Source organism: Chitinophaga sp. OAE865 (assembly GCF_040546735.1).
Lineage (GTDB): Bacteria > Bacteroidota > Bacteroidia > Chitinophagales > Chitinophagaceae > Chitinophaga > Chitinophaga polysaccharea_A.
In genome coordinates this window covers 6,166,661-6,191,751 of record NZ_JBEPOF010000001.1, presented here as the reverse complement: position 1 = coordinate 6,191,751, position 25,091 = coordinate 6,166,661, and the positions used below count along the sequence as shown (strand labels likewise).

General features: G+C 50.1%; 1 protein-coding gene. It reads left to right on the top strand.

From position 1 onward, the window contains the following. Positions 1-329: 329 nt before the first annotated feature. Complete coding sequence (locus tag ABIE50_RS24695; protein WP_209858598.1) at positions 330-25,067, top strand: DUF8202 domain-containing protein; 24,738 nt, start codon at positions 330-332, stop codon at positions 25,065-25,067. Positions 25,068-25,091 lie beyond the last annotated feature (24 nt).

The window sequence follows — 25,091 nt, the reverse complement described above, 5'->3', positions numbered from 1 at the left end:
ACAGTTTGTTCCGTTGAGTCATGTGAACATCCTGGGAAATTTAGGACCGAAATAATACCAGTATCCTTTTTAGTCACTTTAATGTTTTCCTATGGAAATTTTTACCCAACCACCGCAACATGCGGATTTTGGAATCGTGTGTTGGTACAAATCCCTTAAATCGTGAGCCTTATACTGTTCTGTCAATACCGGCTGAGAAAAGACGTGTGCCGGTTTTAACGAGCAACCATATCTGAATACAAGCATGCATGGGTTCCTAAAGAACCCTGCCGGTTCGTTGTGTACAACATAGCGGAAAGGCACCCTCATTACCCTAAGTTTATTGCATTATGTCCCTCTTTAATGTTACGAAACCCGATTCGAGATTTTTCAGCAAAGGCTGCAGGCATTTGTTGCTGGCACTGTTTGGGATGATGACAGCTGTTGCTGCAAAGGCAAACAGCTTCCCTGTCACCAATACGAATGACGCGGGGGCCGGTTCATTCCGGCAGGCCATCCTGGATGCAAACGCCGCAGGCGCAGGACCGCACGAGATCGTGTTCAATGTGCACGGACAGATCACGCTGGCTTCTTCTATGCCCACCATTACGGCAAAGAAGCTGACGATCGATGGTCAGAACAGGATCACATTGTATGCCACCGGTACCAACTCTGTTATTAATCCTTTTGTGATTAATGCAGACAGTGTGACCATCCGGAATTTCACCGTGCAGAACAGCGGGGACATTGATGTAGACATTTTTCCCAATACAACAGGGGTAACGGTGGAGAATATACGCTCTTTCAGTACCGTGGGTAATTTCCTGAATGCATTTATGAGGGTACAGGGAGCCTCCACGGGACTGACAGTAAGAAATATATACTCTACCGACGTGGAACCTGCAGGAGGCGTATATAATGGACGGGCCTTCTATTTTACAGGCGGTATGCAAACCAACCTGGTAATGGATAACATCCAACTCCGCACAGCCGGCAATACGCGCGGGGGAGAAGGTATCGTATTCCGTGATGCAGGCGTGAACGGACTGACACTGACCAACAGTAATATCAGCGGGTTCCAGAATGCATTGATGTTTGATAATACCACCGGCCCGGTAGAAACGGCCAACAACGTGTTGTTAAGGAATGTAACCATCGACAGTTTGTGGAGCGGGGTAGCGCTGGGTATCTATTGTGATTACCCGGCTACCAATTTTGAGATCAACCGGACCACGGTGAATATGGATGTAGCAGGCACCGATGATGACGGTGACTATGCTATCCGTTTCGACAATACCACCAGCGGTATCACTCTTGACACTATCGATATAGTTGAAAATGATATTTATAACGTATGGTTCAATGGTGCTGCAAGCAATATTACAATCAGCAATACCACGATGGAGAGCCCTGTGCCCGGGCTTTACCCCGCCTCGTCTTATATAAGATTTGAGGGTGCCGTAAACAGCGTTAACATTAATAATTCAGTACTGGATGGTGATAAGGCCGGTAACACGAACGATTCGGACTATGGGATCTATTTCCTGAGTACGGCAACAGGTGTGAGCATCAACAATGTGACCATAAATAGATTTGATATTGGAGGATTGGTGGCAGGCGGGGCGGCGACTAATTTCCAGGTGACCAATTCAAGATTTAACTATAATAATGATGGTATTGGAATCGCCGGGAACTTTGCACGCAATAATGTAGATATTATCAACTCTTCCTTCCGCAACAGTGTGCGGTCGGCCATTGTGCTTAATGGCGCCAATGCCGTTTCTGATTATGACCTGACAGGTGATACAGTAGTGAACAGCACCAGCCACGGTATCTGGTTTTACGGTGGGGCCGGTGTAACAGATGCACAGGTGACCGGTTGCGTAATACATGATAACGGTGGGGCAGGTATTAATAATGAATCACCTACCAAGGTAATCATCAGCAATAACTCTATTTATAATAATGCCGGTCTGGGTATTGCAAATCCCGGCGGTAACTGTACCTACACGGCTGCCGCGGGCAAAACGCCGGTGCTGGTGTCGTCTGCCGCGCAGGGAGCAGGACAGTACCAGCTACAACTTACGATACCTAATATAACAGCCGGTGCACAATATACCGTGGATATTTATGCCAGTGATCCCGCTACGAGCAAAACGAGCGGGCAATATTTTGTTACTTCCTTAACGGGATTATCTGCCGGCACATCTACCCAAACAATTACCTACAATGCAGGGCCGGGAGCTACCGGCCTTGGTTTCTGGACAGCCACGCTTCGTATACCAGCGAATACCTGCGGTACATCTGAATTTGGCAATAGCATACCTATGACGTTCCGGGGACCTGCTGCAGTGAGCAACGGCGTCCTCGCGTGGTACCGGGCCGATCAGGCCGTGAATGGCATAAACTGGGGAGACATCTCCGGGAATGCCAACCACATGACCGTAATCGGTGACCCGGATAACACCACCGGCCTGGTAAACTTTAACCCTGCCATTTATTATGATGGTAACGATGCTCACCGGGTACCCGCTTCGGCAGGAGTAACCGGTGCTTATTCCATTATGGGTATGGGCCAGCTGGAAGGCTCACAAACCGGTCGTGTGTTCACCAGTTCTACCGGCAACAAATTATTCGGCTGGCACGCTTCGATGGAAAACCGGCTGTATGCAGAAGCCTGGCTGAACACCGGTAACCCGGTAACTTCAAAAGGCAAGCTCTACTCCTTTGAAAGAACAGCTGCCGGCGCCTATGAATTTAAAGGCAATGGCGCCCTGCTGACCAGCGGTACCACTTCTGACGGCGGCGTATGGACGCTGGACGTAGGCGGCGGGGCCTACGGGGAATACTCAAAAATACTGATCCCTGAAGTGTTCATCTATAACCGGGATCTTACTCCCGCAGAAGTACAGCGCATAGAATCATACATGGCGCTGAAATACGGTATCACACTTAAAGCAGGTGCAACAGATTATATTACCAGCGATGGCACCGGGCAAATATGGACCGCCGCAGCCAACACAGGTTATGGCGTGCGCATCACCGGTATTGGCCGTGATGACAATGGAATGCTTCTTCAAAAGCAATCGCTGAGCCAGGATACCGGTATCGTAACGATCGCATTGGGCAATACTATTGCTGCTTCCAATGCCGCCAATACAACTGATTTTACACAGGATAAATCATTCCTGGTATTTAGTGATAATAATGGTAGCACCAATTACTTCACTGCAGTGACCAGTACTAATGCCAACAGCCGCATGGGCCGTGTATGGAAAGTGCAGAAAACTGCTTCCTGGGATAATACCCAACCTGTAACATTACAGCTGGCTGGTGGCTCAGAAGATAATTATCTGCTCATCAGTACAGATGCTGCTTTTGGTACTGTTACCCGCGAGCTGAAACTGAGCAGCACAGGCACTGTAACCCTTTCCAGTGCCGACCTGGCCAATGGCGCTTTCTTTACGTTCGGCCAGCTGCAGCGGTTCCCCGGTGGGGTAGCCACTAATCTGCAGGCATGGGTGAAGGCAGATGAAGGTGCAACGGTTGTTGATGGTAACATCCTCAAGTGGGAAGACCAGGCCGCGCAGAGAGAATGGCCACTGGCCCTTGCCAACGCACCTCTCGGCTGGCAGAAGAACGCTATTAACTATAACCCGGGCATCAATTTCCTGGGAAATAATTATTTCAGCGTACCGAAGTTTACCGAAGGTTATACAGCGGGAGAAATATTCTCAGTACAGCTCTCCAACCTGGCAGCAACTTCCACCACGGCAAGCTTTCCGTTTGAATTTGGCGGTGATCCTGCGGCGACGGGCGGCCAGCCGGTCTATGTGTATAACGGAAGTCACTATACGCACTTCGGTACCAACACAAGACCTGGTTACGCATTAACGGGCATTAACATACAACAGGCGCATATCCTGAATAACTGGAGCGCTCCCGGCAGCTGGGCATTGAACTTCGATGGCAAAACGATAGGCAGCAGCGCTGCTTTCCCGGTTAATTTTTCGAGAGGTACAGCGATGAACACCGCCATTGGTGCAGGGCATTTCGCCAATTTCAATGGCCGCATGTCAGAGCTGATCTTCTATAACCGGCAATTGAACGCCACTGAGCGCGCGCAGGTAAACAGCTACCTGGCACTGAAATACGGCCTCACCTTAAAAACAGCAGCCGGCGCACTCACTGATTACATTGCCAGCAATGGCACCACCCGGATGTGGACAGCTTCTAAAAATACCGGCTACGGCGAACGTATCACCGGTATAGGTAGGGACGACAACGGTACCTTGCTTCAGAAGCAAAGCTTATCGCAACTGGACGGCGCCAATGTAACCATTAGCGCAGGCAGCAGCCTTACAGCATCCAACAGAGAGAATCCTTCCGATATCGCCAATGATCTTTCCTTCTTTACTTTCAGCGATAACGGCCAGGCGGCAACGTATACCCAGGCGGTTACAGGGCTGGGCAATATTACCCTGCGCATGGCGCGTATCTATAAAACAGATCGCAGCAACTGGGCTAAGAGCCCTATCACGCTGGTGCTGACAGGAGGAGACAACACTAACTACCTGCTGGTTAGCACGGATGAAACTTTTGGTGCAGGAGATAAAGTATATACGCTGGATGCAACCGGCTCGCTGACACTCGACAGCGATCTGTTGCCAGACGGCGCTTATTTCACTTTTGGTAATACACAGGCAGCACCGGCAGGTATAGCCGCCGGCCTGGTGGTATGGGCAAGAGCAGATAGCGGGGTAGCGGGCGGCAACGTTGCTACACAGTGGACAGAGCTGAGCCCGTCACGCAGGGTATGGCCCACCGCAGGTGGAGGAGCAATGCCCTGGAAGGAAGCAGCCTTCAACTTTAATCCGGGTATCGGTTTCACCAACAACTATTTCAGGAGTACAGAGTTTGCAAATGTCCTGACCTCTGGCGAAGTCTTCTCTGTACAATTATCAAATATAGATAACACCGTTGCGACACCAACTTATCCTTTCGAATTTGGAGGTACTTATGCCAGCAACCAATCTGTTTATACCTGGAGTAACAATAATCACTATACGTATTTTGGATCCGGTACTGCACGCAGGAATTTCACTTACCCTGCATCCGTAAATGTGCGTAATGCACATATGCTGAATATCTGGAGCGCGACTAATGACTGGGCGGCGGGTATCGATGGCAAAGTGTTGCTGACAGACAATTCCAACGCGGTGAGCTTCCTTTCACCGGCAGGCGCCAAGGATTATCTGGGAGCTGGTCATAATGCTCCGTTCAATGGCGATATATCCGAAATAATATTATACTCCCGTAAACTGAGCGCCCTGGAACGTCAGCAGTTACAATCTTATATGGCGCTGCGATACGGCCTTACGCTGGGAATAGGTACCCCCGTGGATTACCTGGCCAGCGATGGTACCACAAAAATGTGGCAAGCTTCCGTTGGTGGCAGCTACGCCAGGCATATCACCGGTATAGGTCGTGACGACAGGGGCATGTTGTACCAGAAACAATCGGTAAGTGCAGACACAGGCCTGGTGACCATTGCGGTGGGTGCTGCAGTTGCAGTTTCCAACAAAGCCAATGCAACAGTTATCACCAACGATCTTTCCTTCCTCAGCTTTGGTGACGATGGCGGGGCTACTACGTACCTGACGCCTGTTACCGGTATCAGTACTGTTAACAGTCGCATGGCCCGCATCTTCAAAGTACAGAAAAATAACTGGGCCGACCAGAATATCACTTTCAGGTTGTCTGGTGGCAGCGCACGTACTTACCTGCTCGTAAGCACTGATGCTACTTTTGGTGCAGGAGATGCTACCTACGCATTGAATGACGACAGCACCGTTACAATTAATAGTAACCTGTTGCCTGATGGTGCTTACTTCACTTTCGCCAGGATGATCACCGGCCCGAACGGGGTAAAAGATGGTATTTCCTTCTGGCTGCGTGCAGATGATGGTATGTCCGGCGGCACCCAATGGAGTGACTACAGTAACTATGGCAATGATGCTTTCCAGAGCGTAGTGGGCAGCCAGCCTATTACAAATGCGAAAGCGCTCAACTTTAACTACGGCCTGGTGTTCGACGGTACGGATGACTTCCTGGACATTGCTACTACGCGCATTGATCCTGCTACGTCTACCGTTTTTGCTGTTGGCAGCGGTAATGGTTATAGTACCGTAAGAGATATTTTGGGTTCGGGTGCAGTAGGCGGCGCTCATGGTATAGAATTCCGTATCGCGACCAGCAAACTGCAGTACCTTGAAAATGCCGGCGCTATTACATCTGTAACCGGTAATAAGACGATCCTGCCTGATGTACCTTATATTTTCAGTTGCAGTCAGTCAAATAATACAGCCAACGGAGTACGGGTGTTTGAAAACTATACACTCGACAACCAGGGCACCATTAATTTAACGCCACTCACTGCCAACCTTGTTTCAATAGGCTCCCGTACCATGGCCTCCAGGGCATTTTACTGGATGGGAAATATAGGAGAAGTGATTGCTTATAATCGCATATTATCAGATGTAGAAAGACAGTCAGTAGAATCTTACCTGGGTCTTAAATATGGTATTACCATCGGTAACGGCGCCACTGATTACCTGGCCACTGATGGCACTAAATACTGGACAGCAGATCCTGTTTATAAATCCCGCATTACTGGTATAGGAAGGGATAATGGCACTGCTTTGAATACCCGGCAGTCGCTCAGTGTAGACACTGGTTTTGTAACCATCTCCCTGGGTAGCAGCATTGCTATTACCAATGAACAGAATACCAATACTATTACCAACGATAAATCTTTCTTTGTTTTTGGAGACAATGGGTTAGCAGCTACCTCTTATGGAAGTATTGTAAGCGGAACAAACGCTACCCGCCGTCTTGCGCGTGTTTGGAAAGTAGATAAAACCAACTGGGCTGATCAGTCTATTACACTGAAAGCGGATGCTCCGGGTACGAAAGTATACCTGCTGATCAGCACTGATCCCACTTTTGCTACCATCAGCCAGGAACTGCCGCTGAATGCGAACAAAACAATTACGCTCAACTCCAGCCTGATGCCTGATGGTGTATATTTCACCTTCGGCGCAGCAGTAAAATACCCGGGCGGTGTAAACAGCGGTAACCTGATATGGTTACGTGCTGATTTGGGAACTTCCGCCAATACAGACAGCACAGGGATCAGCAGCTGGAATGACTATAGCCCTAACGGGAATAACATGTCACAATCTACCCCGGCCAGCCAGCCATTGTATTTTAACAATGCCGCTAACAACATGAACTTTAACCCGGTGGTAAGGTTTAATGGTGCGCCTCATTCGATGACAGGTAACTCGTTCCTGAAGACAGGCAATTATACCGCTGCTAACGCCTTCTTTGCAGCCAGTCAAAAGACGCCTGTTAATACCGTTATTTTTACCGAACAAGCCGGTACAGGCACTCAGTTTACACTGCATGCCACATGGGGCGATAACATTGTTTACTGGGATGCTCCTTATATCAGTAACCGTCTTACTTACAACGCGGGAGATATCAGTAACCAGGTTATTCTCTGGACAGCGACCGACGATATTAGTCTTGCTACTAACAAGCAGGCCATTTACAGGAATGGCTTGAGTGTGGCTACCGGTAATAATACCAGTGTATTTAGTGGTAACAACAGCATTTTCCAGTTAGGCGCTAACACCAGCTCCTACAATGGCCGCATGGGCGACCTGATCGTTTATGCAAATGCGCTTACGCCAAATGAGCAACAGCGTGTGAACACCTACATGGCTATCAAATACGGTATTAGTTTGAATAACGGCGCCTCCAATTATCTGGCCACCGATGGCAGTACAATATGGAACGCCGCCACCAACACCGGTTATGGTAACTATATCACCGGTATCGGCCGCGATGATGCGGAAGATCTTAACCAGAAACAATCCCGTAATACAGCAGCTGGTATGCAGCTGGCCATAGCCTTAAACAGTTTGTCTGAAACGAATACGGCAAATGCCAACTCATTTACTGCTGATAAATCCTACATGATATGGGGCGATAACGCCGGCAGCAGCCTGTTTAAAACCGCGATCACAGGTCACCCTGTGGCAAACTACCGCATGGCGAGAGTTTGGAAGGTACAGGAAACCGGTACTGTTGGTAACGTACAGGTAGCCGTGCCTTATGATGCATTGCCCAATGCTGCACAGACCTATCTCGTTATCAGTAACGATGCCACTTTTGACGGAACAGACCAGTTTATCCCTGTAACCGCAATTACCCTTAATGGCGTGAAACAATATGCCGCTACGGTGGATCTGACCAGTGGACAATACTTTACTTACGCTGCATCTATCAAAACACCGGGTGGCGTGGTAGGCACCAGCCTGTGGCTGCGCGCTGATGCAGGTACTTCCAGTACTACGGATAACACCGCTATCAGTGGCTGGACGGATTATGCTTCTGTGCTGAACAATGCCACACAAACAGTGACGCCGGCTAATCAGCCACTGTACCTGAACAACATTACAGACAACGCCAATTTTAACCCGGTAGTGAAATTTGATGGTACAGATTTTATGGATCTTGATATTACCAAGCTGCCGGTAGGTACCAGTGCCAGAACACTCTTCGGTACTGGTAACACAGCTACCACCGCCGCCGGCAATAAATTTATTCTGGCATATGGGGCCGGAGCTACCAACCAGGGTACAGGTCTTGCGATCATAAGCGGAAACGGAACAGCCGATTTCGTAGGATGGGCCAATGATGTGGTAAGCCCTGCCGGTAACTGGCAGGCAGGCGTGTTTAATGAAATGGTAGGCGTATGGGCTGGTAATGGTGGCAATGCTACGCTGTACAGCAAAATGAAAGCGTTGGGCGGACCAGTGGCAAAAGCATGGAATACAGGCAGCGTGGCTGCAGGTATAGGCGCATGGCCATGGGATAGAGCCCAGGCCTGGGTTGGCACCATGGGAGATATTATCGTATATCCGACCGCGTTAACCACCACCGAAATGCAGCGTGTATCTACTTACCTTGCTATCAAGTATGGCTATACGATAGATCAGACCGCTGCTACCGATTACCTCGCAACGGATGGCACTACCAAAGTATGGGACGCAACTGCTAACGCTACCTATAAAAATAACATCACCGGTATTGGCCGCGACGATGTGGAAGGGCTTACTCAGAAACAGAGCCGGAGTATCAATGCAGGCTTCCAGCCCACAGTGGGCCTGGGAGGTATTGCTGCAAGCAACATCGCCAATACCAATACATTTGCTACCGATAAATCATACCTGGTTTGGGGAGATGATGGCGCCAGCACTTTATTTGGTACTGCTATCACCGGCAACCCTGCTGTAACCACGCGTATGGCAAGAGTATGGAAAGTGCAGGAAACAGGCACCGTTGGTACAGTGACTATTTCCGTCGCAAAAGATCAGCTGCCATTAATTGCTAAAACGCCTTACCTGGTAGTAAGCAGCGATGCTACTTTTGATGGGGGAGACCAGTTTATACAGCTGTCCCAGACAGATGTGAACGGTGTTCCAAGCTATTCAACCACTATTGATCTTACCAATAACCAATACTTCACTTTCGCCAGCTTTGTTACCGCACCGGGCGGCGTGCCCAATGAAATGCTGTGGGTAAAAGCTGATGCGGATGTACAGGTGAACGGCAGCAACCAGGTACAGCAATGGCTGAACCAGGCAGGGGCCATGAAAACTGAACTGCGCGCGGCTACGCCTAGCCACACAGATGCGATCACTGCTTCGGCAGATATCATCCAGGTAGCTAATGGCATTAACTTTAACCCAACACTTGATTTTACAGGTGCGCTGGGAAAATCTCTGAAAGGAGATGCCGGTACTAACTGGAATACATCTGCTAATCTTTCTATTTTCTCTGTGAGTGCTCCTGAAGGTATCCCGGCAAATGGCTTGGGTGGTATCTTCGCCAGCAATGGAAATTGGTTGGCGGCTGGCGGTTCCGGAAGGGGACTGATATATGCCAACACCGGCAAGTTCACTCTTGATGGCAACGGTTGCCTGGAAGCTCCATCTACTCCTCCTTATGCGGGCCCGATTATCGCCAGGGGGATTTATGTGAGCGCCGCTAACTCCTTGAATGGAAGTACCTGGCTGAACGGAGTACAGGGTCCACTGGGTAACTCATGTGTACCACAGGCGGATGGCTCTTTCTTTGAAGTAGGCGGTCGGACTACTGGTGGTTCTACCTATACCAACCGTATCTTCAATGGTAAGATCCCTGAAGTGATCGTATACAAATCTGCCCTCACCGCTACAGAGGCACAGCGGGTAGAATCATATCTTGGCGTTAAATACGGTATCACGCTCGACCAGTCTGCTGCACAGAATTACCTCGCTACAGACGGTTCCGTGATCTGGAATGCAACGAATAACAGCACTTATAAAAACAACATCTTCGGTATTGGCCGCGATGATCGCGAAGGACTGGTACAGAAACAGTCCCGCAGTATCCACACAGGTTCTATCCTGACAATCGGAATGCGTAATATCGCTGCTACGAATGCAGACAACACCAATATTTTCGATGCAGATAAAAGTTACCTGATGCTCGGCAGCAACAGCAACGCCCTCACTGTAACAGGTACCGACCTGCCGGTGGGCAGCTGTATCCCAGAGCGCCTTACACAGGAATGGAAAACACAATTCACCAACTATGATATCAGTACCCAGCCTCTCAGTTTGCAGTTCAACCTGAACGGCATCACTGTAAAAGGAACCGCTACTGAAGACTTTACCATCATGATAGATGAAGATGGCGACGGTAACTTCGCTACCGGTACGGTAACTGAGATACCTGCCACCAGCTTTAATGGCGGTATTGTGAGCTTTGAGAACCTGAGCGCCCTGAAAGATGGCGTTGTGTTTACCCTCATCACCAGTCACCTCCAGCGCACTGCTAACCTGGTGCCGGATGCAACGGTGAGAACAGTAACAGCTACCTGTATTGATAACAATACACTTTATTTCATTGATCCTTCAGATCCGAACAAATACATTGCATCCATTGCCCTGAACGGCAACACCATGGATGTAACCAAACTCTCTGCACTGGTAGATGTGAACAGGGATATGAGCGCAGCATTGGGCAAGAACAGCGGTACCGACTATGGTACGCAGTTAATGCGCAGGCTGGTACAAATCAGTTACACGGGTGCAGACCTGACACAGAACGGCGGTATTACCCTCCGTCTCTTCTGGAATCCTGCGGAAAGAACCAATGCAGAAAATATGCTGTCCGGTACCCGCGGCGTAACCGGCGCACAACGGTGGGCATGGTTCAAACATACCGGTGATATTACCTCCACCCTGGCCGATCTGGCTCCTCAGGGACTGGCTAATATTACTGAGATCACCCCATCAGCTACCGGTCAGCAGGACGGTGTGGAATACGTTGAGTTCAGCGGTATTCAAAACTTCTCCACCTTTGGCGGTTTAACCACTGCCAGCCAGGTGTTGGCCATCTCCAAAGTACAGGATGGCGCTGAAGGCACACAGAACGGTTCCTTTAGCATCAGCATGCCTGCAGGCGTAACCGCTACGGAAGATATCACCGTGAATTATGCGGTAACAGGTACGGCAGCTAACGGCGCCGACTATACGGCGTTGAGCGGTTCAGTTGTCTTCCCGGCAGGTAGCAGCAGTATAACCCTTCCTGTAACGGTTACGGACGATAACATCCTTGAAATAACAGAAGGGGTGACCGTTACGCTGAACAGCGCTTTCGGCGCCGGCAGCGGCAACGCTTATAATATCAGCACTACACAAGCCGCCGCTTCCCTGAATATTGCTGATAATGACAGCAACAACCCGGCTAAAACCACAATAGGGGTGACCTGGGCCAGCGATGCCAAAGAACCCGTTACCAACGGGGCATTCAACATCAGCCTGCCAACAGGTGTTACTTCATCTGAAGATATTACCGTGAATTATTCTATTGGCGGTACTGCCACACCAGGTGCAGATTATGGTGTACTGAGCGGATCGGTAGTGATCCCTGCAGGCCAGCCTGGCGTAGTATTACCGGTAATAGTAGCCGATGACCAGCTTGTGGAAAAACCTGAAACGGTATTGGTGACCATAACAGGCGGCAGCTCCACTAACTTTACGCTTACCCCGGCTGCTACTGCGGGTAATGCTACTGTGAATGTAATAGATGATGAGAATACACCTGCCAACCTGGTGCTGAGCATCGCTAAAACAGCCGATGCTTCGGAACCGGGCACCAACGGCGGCTTTATGATCAGTTTGCCTGCCGGTATTCATTCTTCTGAAGACATTACCGTCAGCTATAACATTGGTGGTACAGCCACAGGTGGGTCTGATTATACCGCCCTCACAGGTACAGTTACCTTATTGGCGGGTCAGCCCAGTGTAGCCCTGCCAGTTAGTGTAACCGACGACCAGATAATTGAGAATAACGAAACCGTGCTTGTAACGCTTACCGGCGGTACCAGCACCAGCTTTAATTATACAGCCAGTACTACCAATGGTAATGCTACTGTTACCATAACGGATGATGATAATACCGCTGCTAACCGCGTACTGAGCATCGTGAAGAAAACAGATGCTGCAGAACCAGCTACCAACGGTGAGTTTACTATCAGTTTACCTGCTGGTATCACCGCATCAGAAGATATAACCATAACCTATACACCAACCGGTACCGCCAGCAGTGGCGCTGATTACACTGCCCTGGGAACCACTGTGCTGCTACCTGCAGGACAGAACAGCGTATCCTTACCGTTCACCGTTGCCGATGACAAGATCATTGAGAACACTGAAACCGTTATAGCCACGGTGACCGGTGGTACCAGTACCAGCTTTGCCTTCACCGCCAGCAGCACTAACGGCAGCGCTACGGCCAACATCGATGATGATGATAATACCGCCGCCAACCGCGTTTTAGGTGTCAGGAACGCCGGTGGCGATGCTTCCGAGCCGTCCACCAACGGGGCATTTAAGATCGGCCTGCCAACAGGTATTACCTCTTCAGAACCTGTTACTATAAGTTATACCATCGGCGGAACTGCTGCTAACGGTACCGACTATACTACGCTGACAGGTACGGTGATATTACCCGCCGGCCAGGACAGCATCCTGGTACCGGTAGTTGTAGCAAATGATGAATTACTGGAAAACACAGAAACGGTGATACTCACCCTCACGGGCGGAACCAGCACCAGTTTTGCCTTCACTGCCAGCGCTACCAATGGTAATGCTACCGTAAATATTTTAGATGATGACAATACCCCGGCCAATCGCATACTGAGCATTGCTAAAACAGCCGATGGCGCAGAACCGTCTACCAATGCAGGGTTCACCATCAGCCTGCCTTCAGGCAAACTCGCATCGGAAGCGATCACCGTGAATTATACTATAGGTGGTACGGCCACTAACGGAATAGACTATACTACGTTAACCGGCTCAGCAACCATACCTGCCGGCCAGAACAGTGTAGCCGTGCCAGTTACTGTTACCGACGACCAGGTAATAGAAAGTACTGAAACAGTGACGCTGACCATCACCGGTGGCAGCAGCACTAACTTTACTTATACCGCCAGCACAACAAATGCCGGTGCTTCCGCTAATATTACAGATGATGATAACACCGCTGCGAACCGCGTATTGAGCGTAAGCAACGATGGTAACGCAGCAGAACCAGGCACTGCCGGCAGCTTTACAGTACGCCTGCCTGCCGGAATAACTTCATCTGTGCCAATCACAGTGAATTATACCATTGCGGGATCAGCTACCAGTGGTACGGATTATACCGCTATCACCGGTGCTATCACCATCCCTGCCGGTAAAGACAGTGTAGCAATACCTGTAAATGTGATAGATGATAAGATCATTGAATCCACAGAAACAGTGATCATGAATATCACCGGCGGAACAGGCGGTAGCTTTAGCTTTACAGCATCTCCAACCGCTAAAACCGCTACAGTTGATATTGTGGATGACGATAACACACCTGCTAACCGCACTGTGATCGTAGAATTAATGAGGGACGGAACTGAAGACGGTACTTCTATCAGGTTTAATTTCCACCTGCCAACAGGAATCACCTCTTCAGAAGCGGTGATCGTTAATTATACCGTTGGCGGTACTGCCATTAAGGGAACAGATTATACTGGTATTACGCCAGCGCATTTTAGTGGTGTAGCAACGATTTCAGCCGGTGGCACGGGAGCAACCGCTATCGTTGCCAATATAGTAGACGACCAGATCATAGAAGGTACAGAAACAGTGGTGATCACTATTACCAGCGCTTCTTCCGGCAGCTTTACCTTTAACCCTGATCCGGCGGCGGGTAGCGCTACAGGCAACATCATTGATAATGATGACCGGCCTGAAAACCGTGTGCTCAGTATCACCAAAACCGGCGACGCTGCAGAACCGGCTACAAACAATACTTTCAAAATCAGCCTGCCTGCAGGGGTAACAGTTGCCCAGCCTATTACGGTGAACTATACCATTAGCGGCACAGCCACACCAGGTACAGACTATGCAAGCCTTACCGGCGCAGCTACTATCCCTGCGGGTGCAGACGGTGTAACACTGCCTGTAAATGTGATCGATGATAAATTCATTGAGAACGCCGAAACAGTGGTGGCAACAATTACCGGTGGTACTGCTGGTAGTCTTACTTTCACTGCCAGCCCAACCAATGGTCAGGCAACCATGAATATAGCAGATGATGATAACACAGTGGCGAACCGTGTGCTCAGTATAGTGAAACTGTCTGATCTTGAAGAACCTTCCACTGACGGATCGTTCCGTATCAGTTTGCCTGCACAGATAAGAACATCAGAAGCGGTAACGGTTAACTATACTGTGACCGGTACCGGCGCTAACGGAACAGACTATACGACATTAAGCGGCAGCGTAGTACTGCCTGCAGGTGAGAACAATGTAGTTCTTCCGGCAAACGTATCAGATGACCAGATCATAGAAGGCACCGAAACCCTGACCGTTACCATTACCAGTGGTACCAGCACAAGTTTCGCCTTCACCGCCAGCACTACCAACAATAGCGCGACGGCCAATATCCTGGATGATGACAACGTAGCTGCTAACCAGGTATTGAGTGTGGTGAAAGACGGCGATGCCGCTGAACCAGGCACCAATGGGGCCTTTACTATCAGTTTGCCCGCAGGTTATACTGCTGCTGCGCCAATTAGCGTCAACTATACCATAGCGGGTACCGCAACAAGCGGAACAGATTATACTGCATTAACAGGCTCGGTAATCCTGCCTGCCGGACAAAATGGGGTTTCTGTGCCGGTAAGTGTGATCAACGATAAGATCGTGGAAAACACCGAAACCGTGATACTTACCCTCACCGGCGGCACAAGTCCCGGACTTACTTACACTGTCAGCAGCACTAACAGCAACGCTACAGTAAATATTACAGACGATGAAAACTCAACGGCTAACCGTATACTGAGTGTTACCAATACCGGCAATGCTGCAGAACCGGGTACCAATGGAGAGTTTACCATCAGTTTACCTGCTGGTTTAGTACCATCGGAAGACATCAGCGTTACCTATACTATCAGCGGTACAGCCACAGGTGGCGATGATTACACTGCGCTTACCGGCACCGCTGTTATCCTCGCCGGTCAGGATAGTGTAGTTGTTCCCGTAACCGTGAAAGACGATCAGATCATAGAAGGTCTGGAAACAGTGATCCTTACTGTCAGCGGTGGCTCCAGCAGCAACTTTGCATATACCGCCAGCACTACCAATGGCAGCGCCACTGTAAATATTGCAGACGATGATAATACCGCTGCCAACCAGGTACTGGCTGTTACCAAAGTAACCGACGCAGCAGAACCAGCTACCAATGGCAGCTTCAAGGTAAGTTTGCCTGCCGGTATTACAGCAGCCAGGGATATACAGGTAACTTATAGTATAGGCGCAGGTACCGCTACTCCTGGTACAGATTACCGCGCTATTACAGGTACCATCATCATCCCTGCCGGTCAGAACAGTGTATCCGTTCCCGTGAATGTGATAGACAATACCGTGATTGAGCCAGCTGAAACCGTGATCCTGAATATCTCCGGTGGAAATGATACACAGTTCAGTTATACTGTTGCAGGTGGAGGAGGTTCCGCCACAGTAACGATCAACGATAATGATCATGTTGCTAACAGCAATATTGTGCTGCTCACCAAAGTATCCGACGCAATAGAAGGCGGTACCAACGGTCAGTACAGGATTTCCCTGCCGCCGGGTGTTACCAGCTCCGAAGATGTGGTGATCACCTTTGCCAATAGCCCTGTGGGTGGAACAGCTGACAATACGGTCGACTATAATTTCCTGGGCCTGTCTGGTGGAAATATTGTTATTCCTGCCGGCGCCAACGAAGTATATGTAGATGTAGATGCTGGTAACGATGGCGTCATCGAAGGCCCCGAAACAGTGATTCTAACGCTTACCGGCGCTGCTTCCGCTAGTTATCCGTTCACTATAGATCCTTCAGGTAATGGGGCAGTGGTAAATATTATAGACGCCAATGCCGCCGCCAGCACACCATTGCAGGTAATTTTCGGCAGCAACGCCGCGGAACCAGCCACCAACGGTTTCCTTACCGTGAAACTGGCCGGTGTTGCCACCTCCGCATGGCCTGTTACAGTTGGATACCGCGTATCCGGCACAGCCGTATCCGGTGTGGATTACGAGGCGCTGGGTACTGTTGTGATCCCGCCTAATACCAACTCCGTAACTGTAAATCTTAATGTAAAAGATGACCAGATCATTGAGCCTACAGAAACAATGACGTTTACCGTCTTGTCCGGTAGTGCCACAGATGGTGGTGGTGGTAATGCGTTTATCTTCCCGCCTGATCCGGCTAACAATGACATTACCGTGAACATAGCGGATAATGATGCCACTGCTGCCAACCAGGTACTGAAAGTGGTGAAAACTACCGATGCCGCTGAACCATCTGCCAATGGCGCCTTTACGGTAAGCCTACCTGCCGGTTACACATCCAGCGCCAATACTACGCTGTCGTATACTATGACCGGTACGGCAACCCGTAATACCGACTACTCGATCTTTACTATTACGTTACCGGCAAATACCAACAGTATTACTTTACCACTGTCTGTAATAAATGATAAGATCATTGAGAATACGGAAACGGCTATACTAAATCTCGCAGGTGGTACAGACGGTAACTCATTCACGTATAGTGCAGATCCTGCCGGTAACCAGGCAACATTGAATATAGCGGATGACGATAATACCAATGCCAATAAAGTGCTCCTTGTTACCAATAGCGCTAATGGCGCAGAGCCGGGTACAGATGGAGAATTTACCATCAGCCTGCCTGCGGGTTATACATCTTCAGAAACTATCACTGTCAATTATACGATAGCCGGTACAGCTACTGCGGGTGGCGACTATGCTACCCTGTCGGGTACCGCACAGATACTGGCCGGTCAGCCTGATGTTAAGATCCCTGTGGATGTAACCGATGATCAGATCATAGAAGGCACAGAAACCGTAGTGCTTACCCTTACAGGCGGCACAAGCACCAGCTTTACCTTTGCGCCTGCAAATGGTAACAACACAGCAACAGTAAACATCGCTGATAATGACAATACAGCAGCTAACCAGGTGATCAGCGTTACCAGGAAAGCCGATGCTGCAGAACCAGGTACTAATGGCGCCTTCACATTTAGTTTGCCGGCGAATGTTAAATCCGCACAGCCGGTAACTGTGAATTATACCATTGCCGGTACGGCCATCAACGGAACAGACTATGCAACCCTCTCCGGTTCCATAGTATTACCGGCAGACCAGAATAGTGTAGACCTGCCCATTACCGTTTCCGATGATAAGATCATAGAAGGTACAGAAACGGTGATACTCACTGTTACAGGTGGCAACTCACCGTCGTTCGTGTACACTGCCAGCACCACCAATGGTAACGCCACTGTAAATATTACAGACGATGATGGCACAGGCGCCAACCTTGTGCTCAGCGTAGCTAAAACAAAAGATGCCGCTGAACCGGGTACTAATGGCTCGTTCCGTATCAGTTTACCTACAGGCTATACCGCATCAGTGCCCATCACCGTAAACTATAACATAACAGGTACTGCTACTAGCGGCGACGACTATACGGCGCTGAGCAGCACAGTGATCATACCGGCCGGACAAAACGGTGTATCCGTACCCGTGAATGTGAAAGATGACCAGGTAATTGAGAACCCGGAAACCGTGATCATGACCCTTACCGGTGGTACATCCGCCGGCTTCACTTACACCGCCAGCACTACCAGTGGCAGCGCTACTGTGAATATCACAGATGACGACAACATACCGGCTAACCTGGAGCTGAGCGTGGTAAGAACCGCAGATGCTGCAGAACCGACTACCAATGGTACATTCAGGATCAGCCTGCCAACAGGCGTTACCGTTGCAGAAAATGTGACAGTGAACTATACCATTACAGGTGATGCAGTAAACGGCGTCGATTATGCCAACCTCTCTGGCTCAGCAGTGATCCCTGCCAACCAGAACGGCGTAGTGGTACCGGTAACCGTAACTGATGATCAGATCATTGAAGGCACCGAAAAAGTAGTTATGACACTGAACAACGGCGCCAGCGCCAACTTCAGCTTCACCCCAGGTACTACCAGCGGTAATGCTTCCATGGATATTGATGACAACGACAATATACCAGCTGCCCTTATGCTGAGTATTGCCAAAAATGCAGACGGAGCGGAACCATCTACTAACGCTGCATTCACCATCAGCCTGCCAAGCGGGTATAAGGCATCACAGGATATTACGGTGAACTATACCGTATCCGGTACTGCTGCCAGCGGCGATGATTATACTTCTATTGGAAATTCTATTATACTGCCTGCAGGCCAGAACAGCATTAGCCTGCCGGTAATAGTAAAAGATGACCAGATCATTGAGAATACAGAAACAGTGGTTGTCACCATAACAAGTGGTAACAGTACCAGCTTCAACCTTGTGCCAGACGGCGCCAATGGCACCGCTATAGCGAACATTACAGATAATGAGGCCAGCAATCCGGCCAGCCTGGTACTGGGCATCACTAAAAAAGCAGATGCGGCTGAACCAGCAACCAACGGTTCCTTTACTGTGAGCCTGCCTGCAAATATCACTGCAGTAGAAGACATCACGGTGAACTATACCGTAACTGGTACAGCTGCCTCCGGTGCCGACTATACGGCCTTAAGCGGATCAGTAGTGATCCCGGCTGGTGATAACAGTGTAGACGTTCCTGTTATTGTTAGTGATGATAAGATTATAGAGAATACAGAAACAGTAATAGCAACCCTCGCGGGAGGCACATCTTCCAGCTTTACCTTTACAGGCACCGGTAATGCTACCGTAAATATCACCGATAATGATAACGTAGCCGCCAACCTGGTGCTGAGTGTTGCCAACACAGGCGACGCAGCAGAACCTGGCACCAACGGTACCTTTAATATCAGTCTGCCTGCAGATTATACAGCAGCGGAAGACATCACTGTTACCTATACAGTATCAGGCACCGCCACCAGCGGCACGGATTATACCGCTCTTACAGGTACAGCTGTGATCCCGGCAGGTCAGAATAGTGTAGCCGTATCAGTACCGGTACAGGACGATCAGCTGATCGAGCCTACAGAAACCGTGATCATGACACTGACCGGCGGCACTTCCACCAGCTTCACGCTCACGGCCAGCACCACCAACGGTAAAGACACCGTGAATATTACAGACAACGATAACACCGCGGCCAATCGCGTGCTGAGCGTAGTGAAAACCACCGACGCCGCAGAACCGGGTACCAATGGCTTATACACCATCAGCCTGCCTGCGGGCATCACTGCAACAGAAGATATCACCGTGAATTATACCGTCGGTGGCACTGCCACCAGCGCGAAAGATTACACAGCGCTGAGCGGTTCAGTGATTATCCCGGCGGGCGACAATAGTGTAACCGTACCCGTACCGGTGATCGACGACCAGATAATTGAAAATACCGAAGCCGTGACCCTCACGCTTACAGGCGGTACCAGCACCAGCTTTAACTTCACAGCCAGCACTACCAGTGGTAATGCTACGGTGAACATCGCGGATGATGACAATGTTCCGGCTAACCTGATCGTGAACGTAACTAACCCGGTGAACGGTGCAGAACCAGCTACCAATGGAACATTTACCGTTGGCCTGCCAGCAGGATACACAGCGGCAGAAGACCTCACAGTAAGCTACACCATAGGCGGTACAGCCATAGGCGGAACTGATTACGATGCCCTGACTGGAACTGTGGTGATCCCTGCAGGCCAGAACAGTGTGCCGGTAACCGTAAATGTGATCAACGACCAGATCATAGAAAATACAGAAACAGTAATATTGACGGCTACAGGGGCTAGCTCTGCCAGCTTTACGCTCGCGGCAAGCAGTACCAGCGGAAATGCTACAGTGAATATCGCAGATGACGATAACACCACAACTAACCGGGTGCTGAGTGTAAGCAATGCGGCTGATGCTGCTGAACCAGGCACAAACGGTAGCTTTGCTATCAGTTTACCTGCCGGAGTAACCGCAGCCGAAGATATTACTGTAAGCTATACCATAGCCGGTACGGCAACAGGTGGAACCGACTACAATGCTCTCAGTGGCACAGTAGTGATCCCTGCCGGACAAAATAGTGTAACCGTTCCTGTGAGTGTGATCAACGACCAGGTGATTGAAACAACCGAAACCGTGATCATGACCCTCACCGGTGGCACTTCTACCAGCTTCGCATTCACCGCCAGCGCTACCAACGGTAATGCGACCGTGAATATTAATGATGACGATGATAACTCCACTAACCGTGTAATACAGGTGAGCAGAACAGCAGATGGCGCAGAGCCAGGCACGAACGGCAACTTCAATGTAAGCTTGCCTGCCGGTATCACCGCTGCGGAAGATATCACCGTGAATTACGCGATTACAGGCACCGCGGTGAATGGTACCGATTATGCAAACCTCACCGGTACAGTAGTGATACCTGCCGGTCAGAACAGCGTGAACGTACCGGTAACCGTAACCGATGACCAGATCATTGAAGGAAATGAAACCGTGATCATGACCGTTACAGGCGGCACATCTGCCAGCTTCGCCTTCATTGCCAGCACAACCAGCGGCAACGCTACGGTAAATATTGCCGACGATGATAACACAGCAGCTAACCGCGTATTGCTGGTAACCAACACCGCCGATGCCGCTGAACCGGCTACCAACGGCAGCTTCAGTATTGGTCTGCCTGCAGGAATTACCGCTGCTGAAGATATCACGGTTAACTACACCATAGCAGGTACTGCAACCTCCGGTACAGACTATACCAATATCACCGGGGTCATTACTATCCCTGCCGGCCAGAATAGTATAGCCGTACCAGTGAATGTATCAGACGATAAGGTGATTGAACCAACCGAAACAGTGGTATTGACAACAACCGGCGGAACATCTGCCAGCTTCGCCTTCACTGCGGACGGTACAGGTAATGCCACCGTGAACATTACAGATGATGATAACGTTGCGGCTAACAGGGTGCTCAGTATGGCAAAAACTGCCGACGCATCAGAACCTTCCACAGCCGGCTCATTCACTATCAGTCTGCCAGCTGGTATTACAGCCTCTGAAAACGTGATCGTAAATTATACAGTAGGCGGCACTGCCACCGCAGGTACAGACTACACTGCATTGAATACTTCAGCAGTGATACCTGCAGGTCAGAACAGCGTTACCGTACAGGTACCGGTGATCGACGACAAGCTGATAGAAAATACAGAAACCGTGGTGGTGACGCTTACCGGTGGATCTTCTGCCAGCTTTACTTTCACAGGCAGCAGCAATGCCACTGTAAACATACTGGACGACGACAACACAGCGGCTAACCGCGTACTCGCAGTAACGGCCACCAGTGATGGCGCAGAACCGTCCACAAATGGTGAGTTTACTATTAGTTTGCCTGCCGGCCTGGCTTCATCTGAAGCAGTTACCGTGAATTACACCATCAGCGGTACAGCTACCAGCGGAACAGACTACACTGCCCTCAGTGGAACTGTAGTGATCCCTGCAGGTCAGAACAGTGTTACCGTACCGGTGCCTGTGATCAATGACCTGATCCTGGAAAGCACTGAAACAGTGCACATGACCCTCACCGGTGGTACATCAGCCAGCTTTGCCTTCACCGGCGGCGGCGCGGCTACGGTAAACATTACAGATGATGAAAACACCGCTGCTAACCGTACACTGAGTATCGTGAAAACCACCGACGCCGCAGAGCCATCTGCAAATGGAAGCTTTAGTATCAGTTTGCCTGGCGGTATTATTACCTCTGAAAATATCCAGGTAAACTATACCGTAAGCGGCACCGCTACCAGTGGCACAGACTATACTGCCATCACGGGAACCATTACTATCCCGGCAGGTCAGAACAGTGTAAGCGTTCCGGTAACAGTAAAAGATGATAAGGTGATCGAAGTGACCGAAAGCGTGATCATGACCTTAAACGGAGGAACAGCCACCGGCCTCAGCTTCACCGGCAACGGTAGTGCAACCGTAAACATCAGCGATGATGAAAGCAGTACACCGGCCAGCCTGGCACTGACCATCTCCAAAGATACAGACGGCGCTGAACTAGCTACCAACGGCGGCTTTAAGGTGAGCCTGCCTGCAGGTATCACATCTTCCGAAGCGATCACCGTTAATTATACAATAGCGGGTACCGCTACTGCCGGAGCAGATTATACCACCCTCACCGGCACCGTAGTAATACCTGCGGACCAGAACAGTATAGCCGTTCCCGTAGTTGTTGTGGACGACCAGATCATAGAAGTAACAGAAACAGTGATAGCCACCCTCAATGGCGGTACTTCCACTCACTTCACTTTCGCGGGTAACGGTAATGCTACCGTAAATATCACCGATAATGAAAGCAGTACACCGGCCAACATGGTAGTAACAGCGACTAAAGGCACCGACGGCGCAGAACCTGCCACTAACGGGAACTTCGCTATCAGTCTGCCGGCGGGCATCACTTCATCAGAAGATATCACGGTGAACTACACTATAACGGGTACGGCTACACCGGGCGCAGATTACACCGCCCTCACAGGTACCGTGGTGATCCCGGCCGGACAGAACAGCGTTACTATACCGGTAACCGTTACCGACGACCAGGTGATAGAAGGTACAGAAACAGTGATCCTTACACCTACCAGCGCCAGCGCTGCCCACTTTACCTTCACTACCGGGGGTAGCGCTACGGTGAACATCACAGATGATGAAAGTAACCTGGTACTGAACGTCATCAAAAATGCAGATGGCGCAGAACCTGCTACTAACGGCAGCTTCACGATTAGCCTGCCAACCGGTGTTACCGCAGCAGTGGATATCACCGCCAGCTACACCATAGCAGGTACCGCCAACGCCGGTACGGATTACACTGCCCTCACAGGCACAGTAGTGATCCCGGCAGGTCAGAACAGTATCACCATACCGGTAACCGTAACCGATGATCAGCTGATAGAAGGAAATGAAACAGTGATCATCACCGGCACCGGTGGTACAGCTACAGGCCTTGTGTTTACACCAGGCAGCAGTAATACGGCTACTGTGAATATAGCAGATGATGATAACGTGAACATGGATATAACGGTTAGCGCTACTGCGCCAAATGCAGCAGAACCATCCACACCGGGAGCATTCACCATCGGCCTGGCCAGCGGTAAAATACCGGCTGCAGATATCACAGTTACTTATACTATCGCAGGAAGCGCTACAGCAGGCAGCGACTACACCGCCCTCACCGGCACAGTAGTGATCCCTGCGGGCCAGTCGGGCGTAGTGGTACCGGTAACAGTAACAGACGATGACCTGATAGAACCGGCAGAAACAGTGGTACTCACCATTACCGGTGGAGAATCGGCCCGCATGAGTTACACAACCGGTGCTAACAGTACCGCCACTGTAACCATTGCAGACGATGATCACACTAACCTGAACCTGGTGGTTACCGCCAGCAGGCCGGATGCTACTGAACCGGGTGTAAACGGCGCGTTCACCATCAGCCTGGCCAGCGGCAAGCGCACATCAGAGCCAATCACCGTTCAATATATGATTGGCGGTACTGCCACACCGGATGCAGATTATACAACTATTACCGGCACAATTACCATCCCGGCAGGAGCCAGCAGTGTAACCGTTCCCGTGAGTGTGCTGAACGACAGTGAAGTAGAATCGCCGGAAACAGTTGTGTTCATGCTCACCGGCGGACAATCAGCCAGCTATACTTTCACAAAGGGCAGCACCGGTGAAGCAACGGTAACAATTACCGACACTGATACATATACCGGTGACCTGATCGTTACCAAAGAAATAGTGGCGCCGGTAACAGGGCCTTACCGCATGGGTCAGAACCTTACTTACCGCATCACGGTAAGGAACGCAGGCAACGTGGCAATGACTGCCGTGAAAGCTGAAGACCGCCTGCCGGTACAACTGGATGTGCCTTCTCATACTTCCGCCGAAAGGGGACAGGTAGTGGTATCACCAGCTGCTAAACTGGTAGAATGGAATATCGGGGACCTGGCAGCAGGGGCTAGTGTACAAATGACGCTGACCTCCCGCGTAATAGAAGGCGGACAGCTGATCAATGAAGCGACAGCCTACAGCGCCAATATGCCGGATGCCGACAGCACGAATAACACAGGAGTATCTGCAGTGGGAGTGGAAGGATCAGACCTCTTGTTCCCGAATGTGATTACGCCGAACGGCGATGGTAAGAACGAAAGGTTCATCATCGGCGGACTTGAAAAATATCCGGGATCATCACTGTATATCTTCAACCGCTGGGGCGGACAGGTGTACCAATCCAAAGACTACCGCAACGACTGGAACGGTTCTAACCTGAACGAAAGCACTTACTACTACATACTGGAAGTGAAGAAACCGGACGGTATTAAAAAGTATAAAGGCTGGATAACAATATTGCGGTAAAAGACAATAATAATATCTGCTACA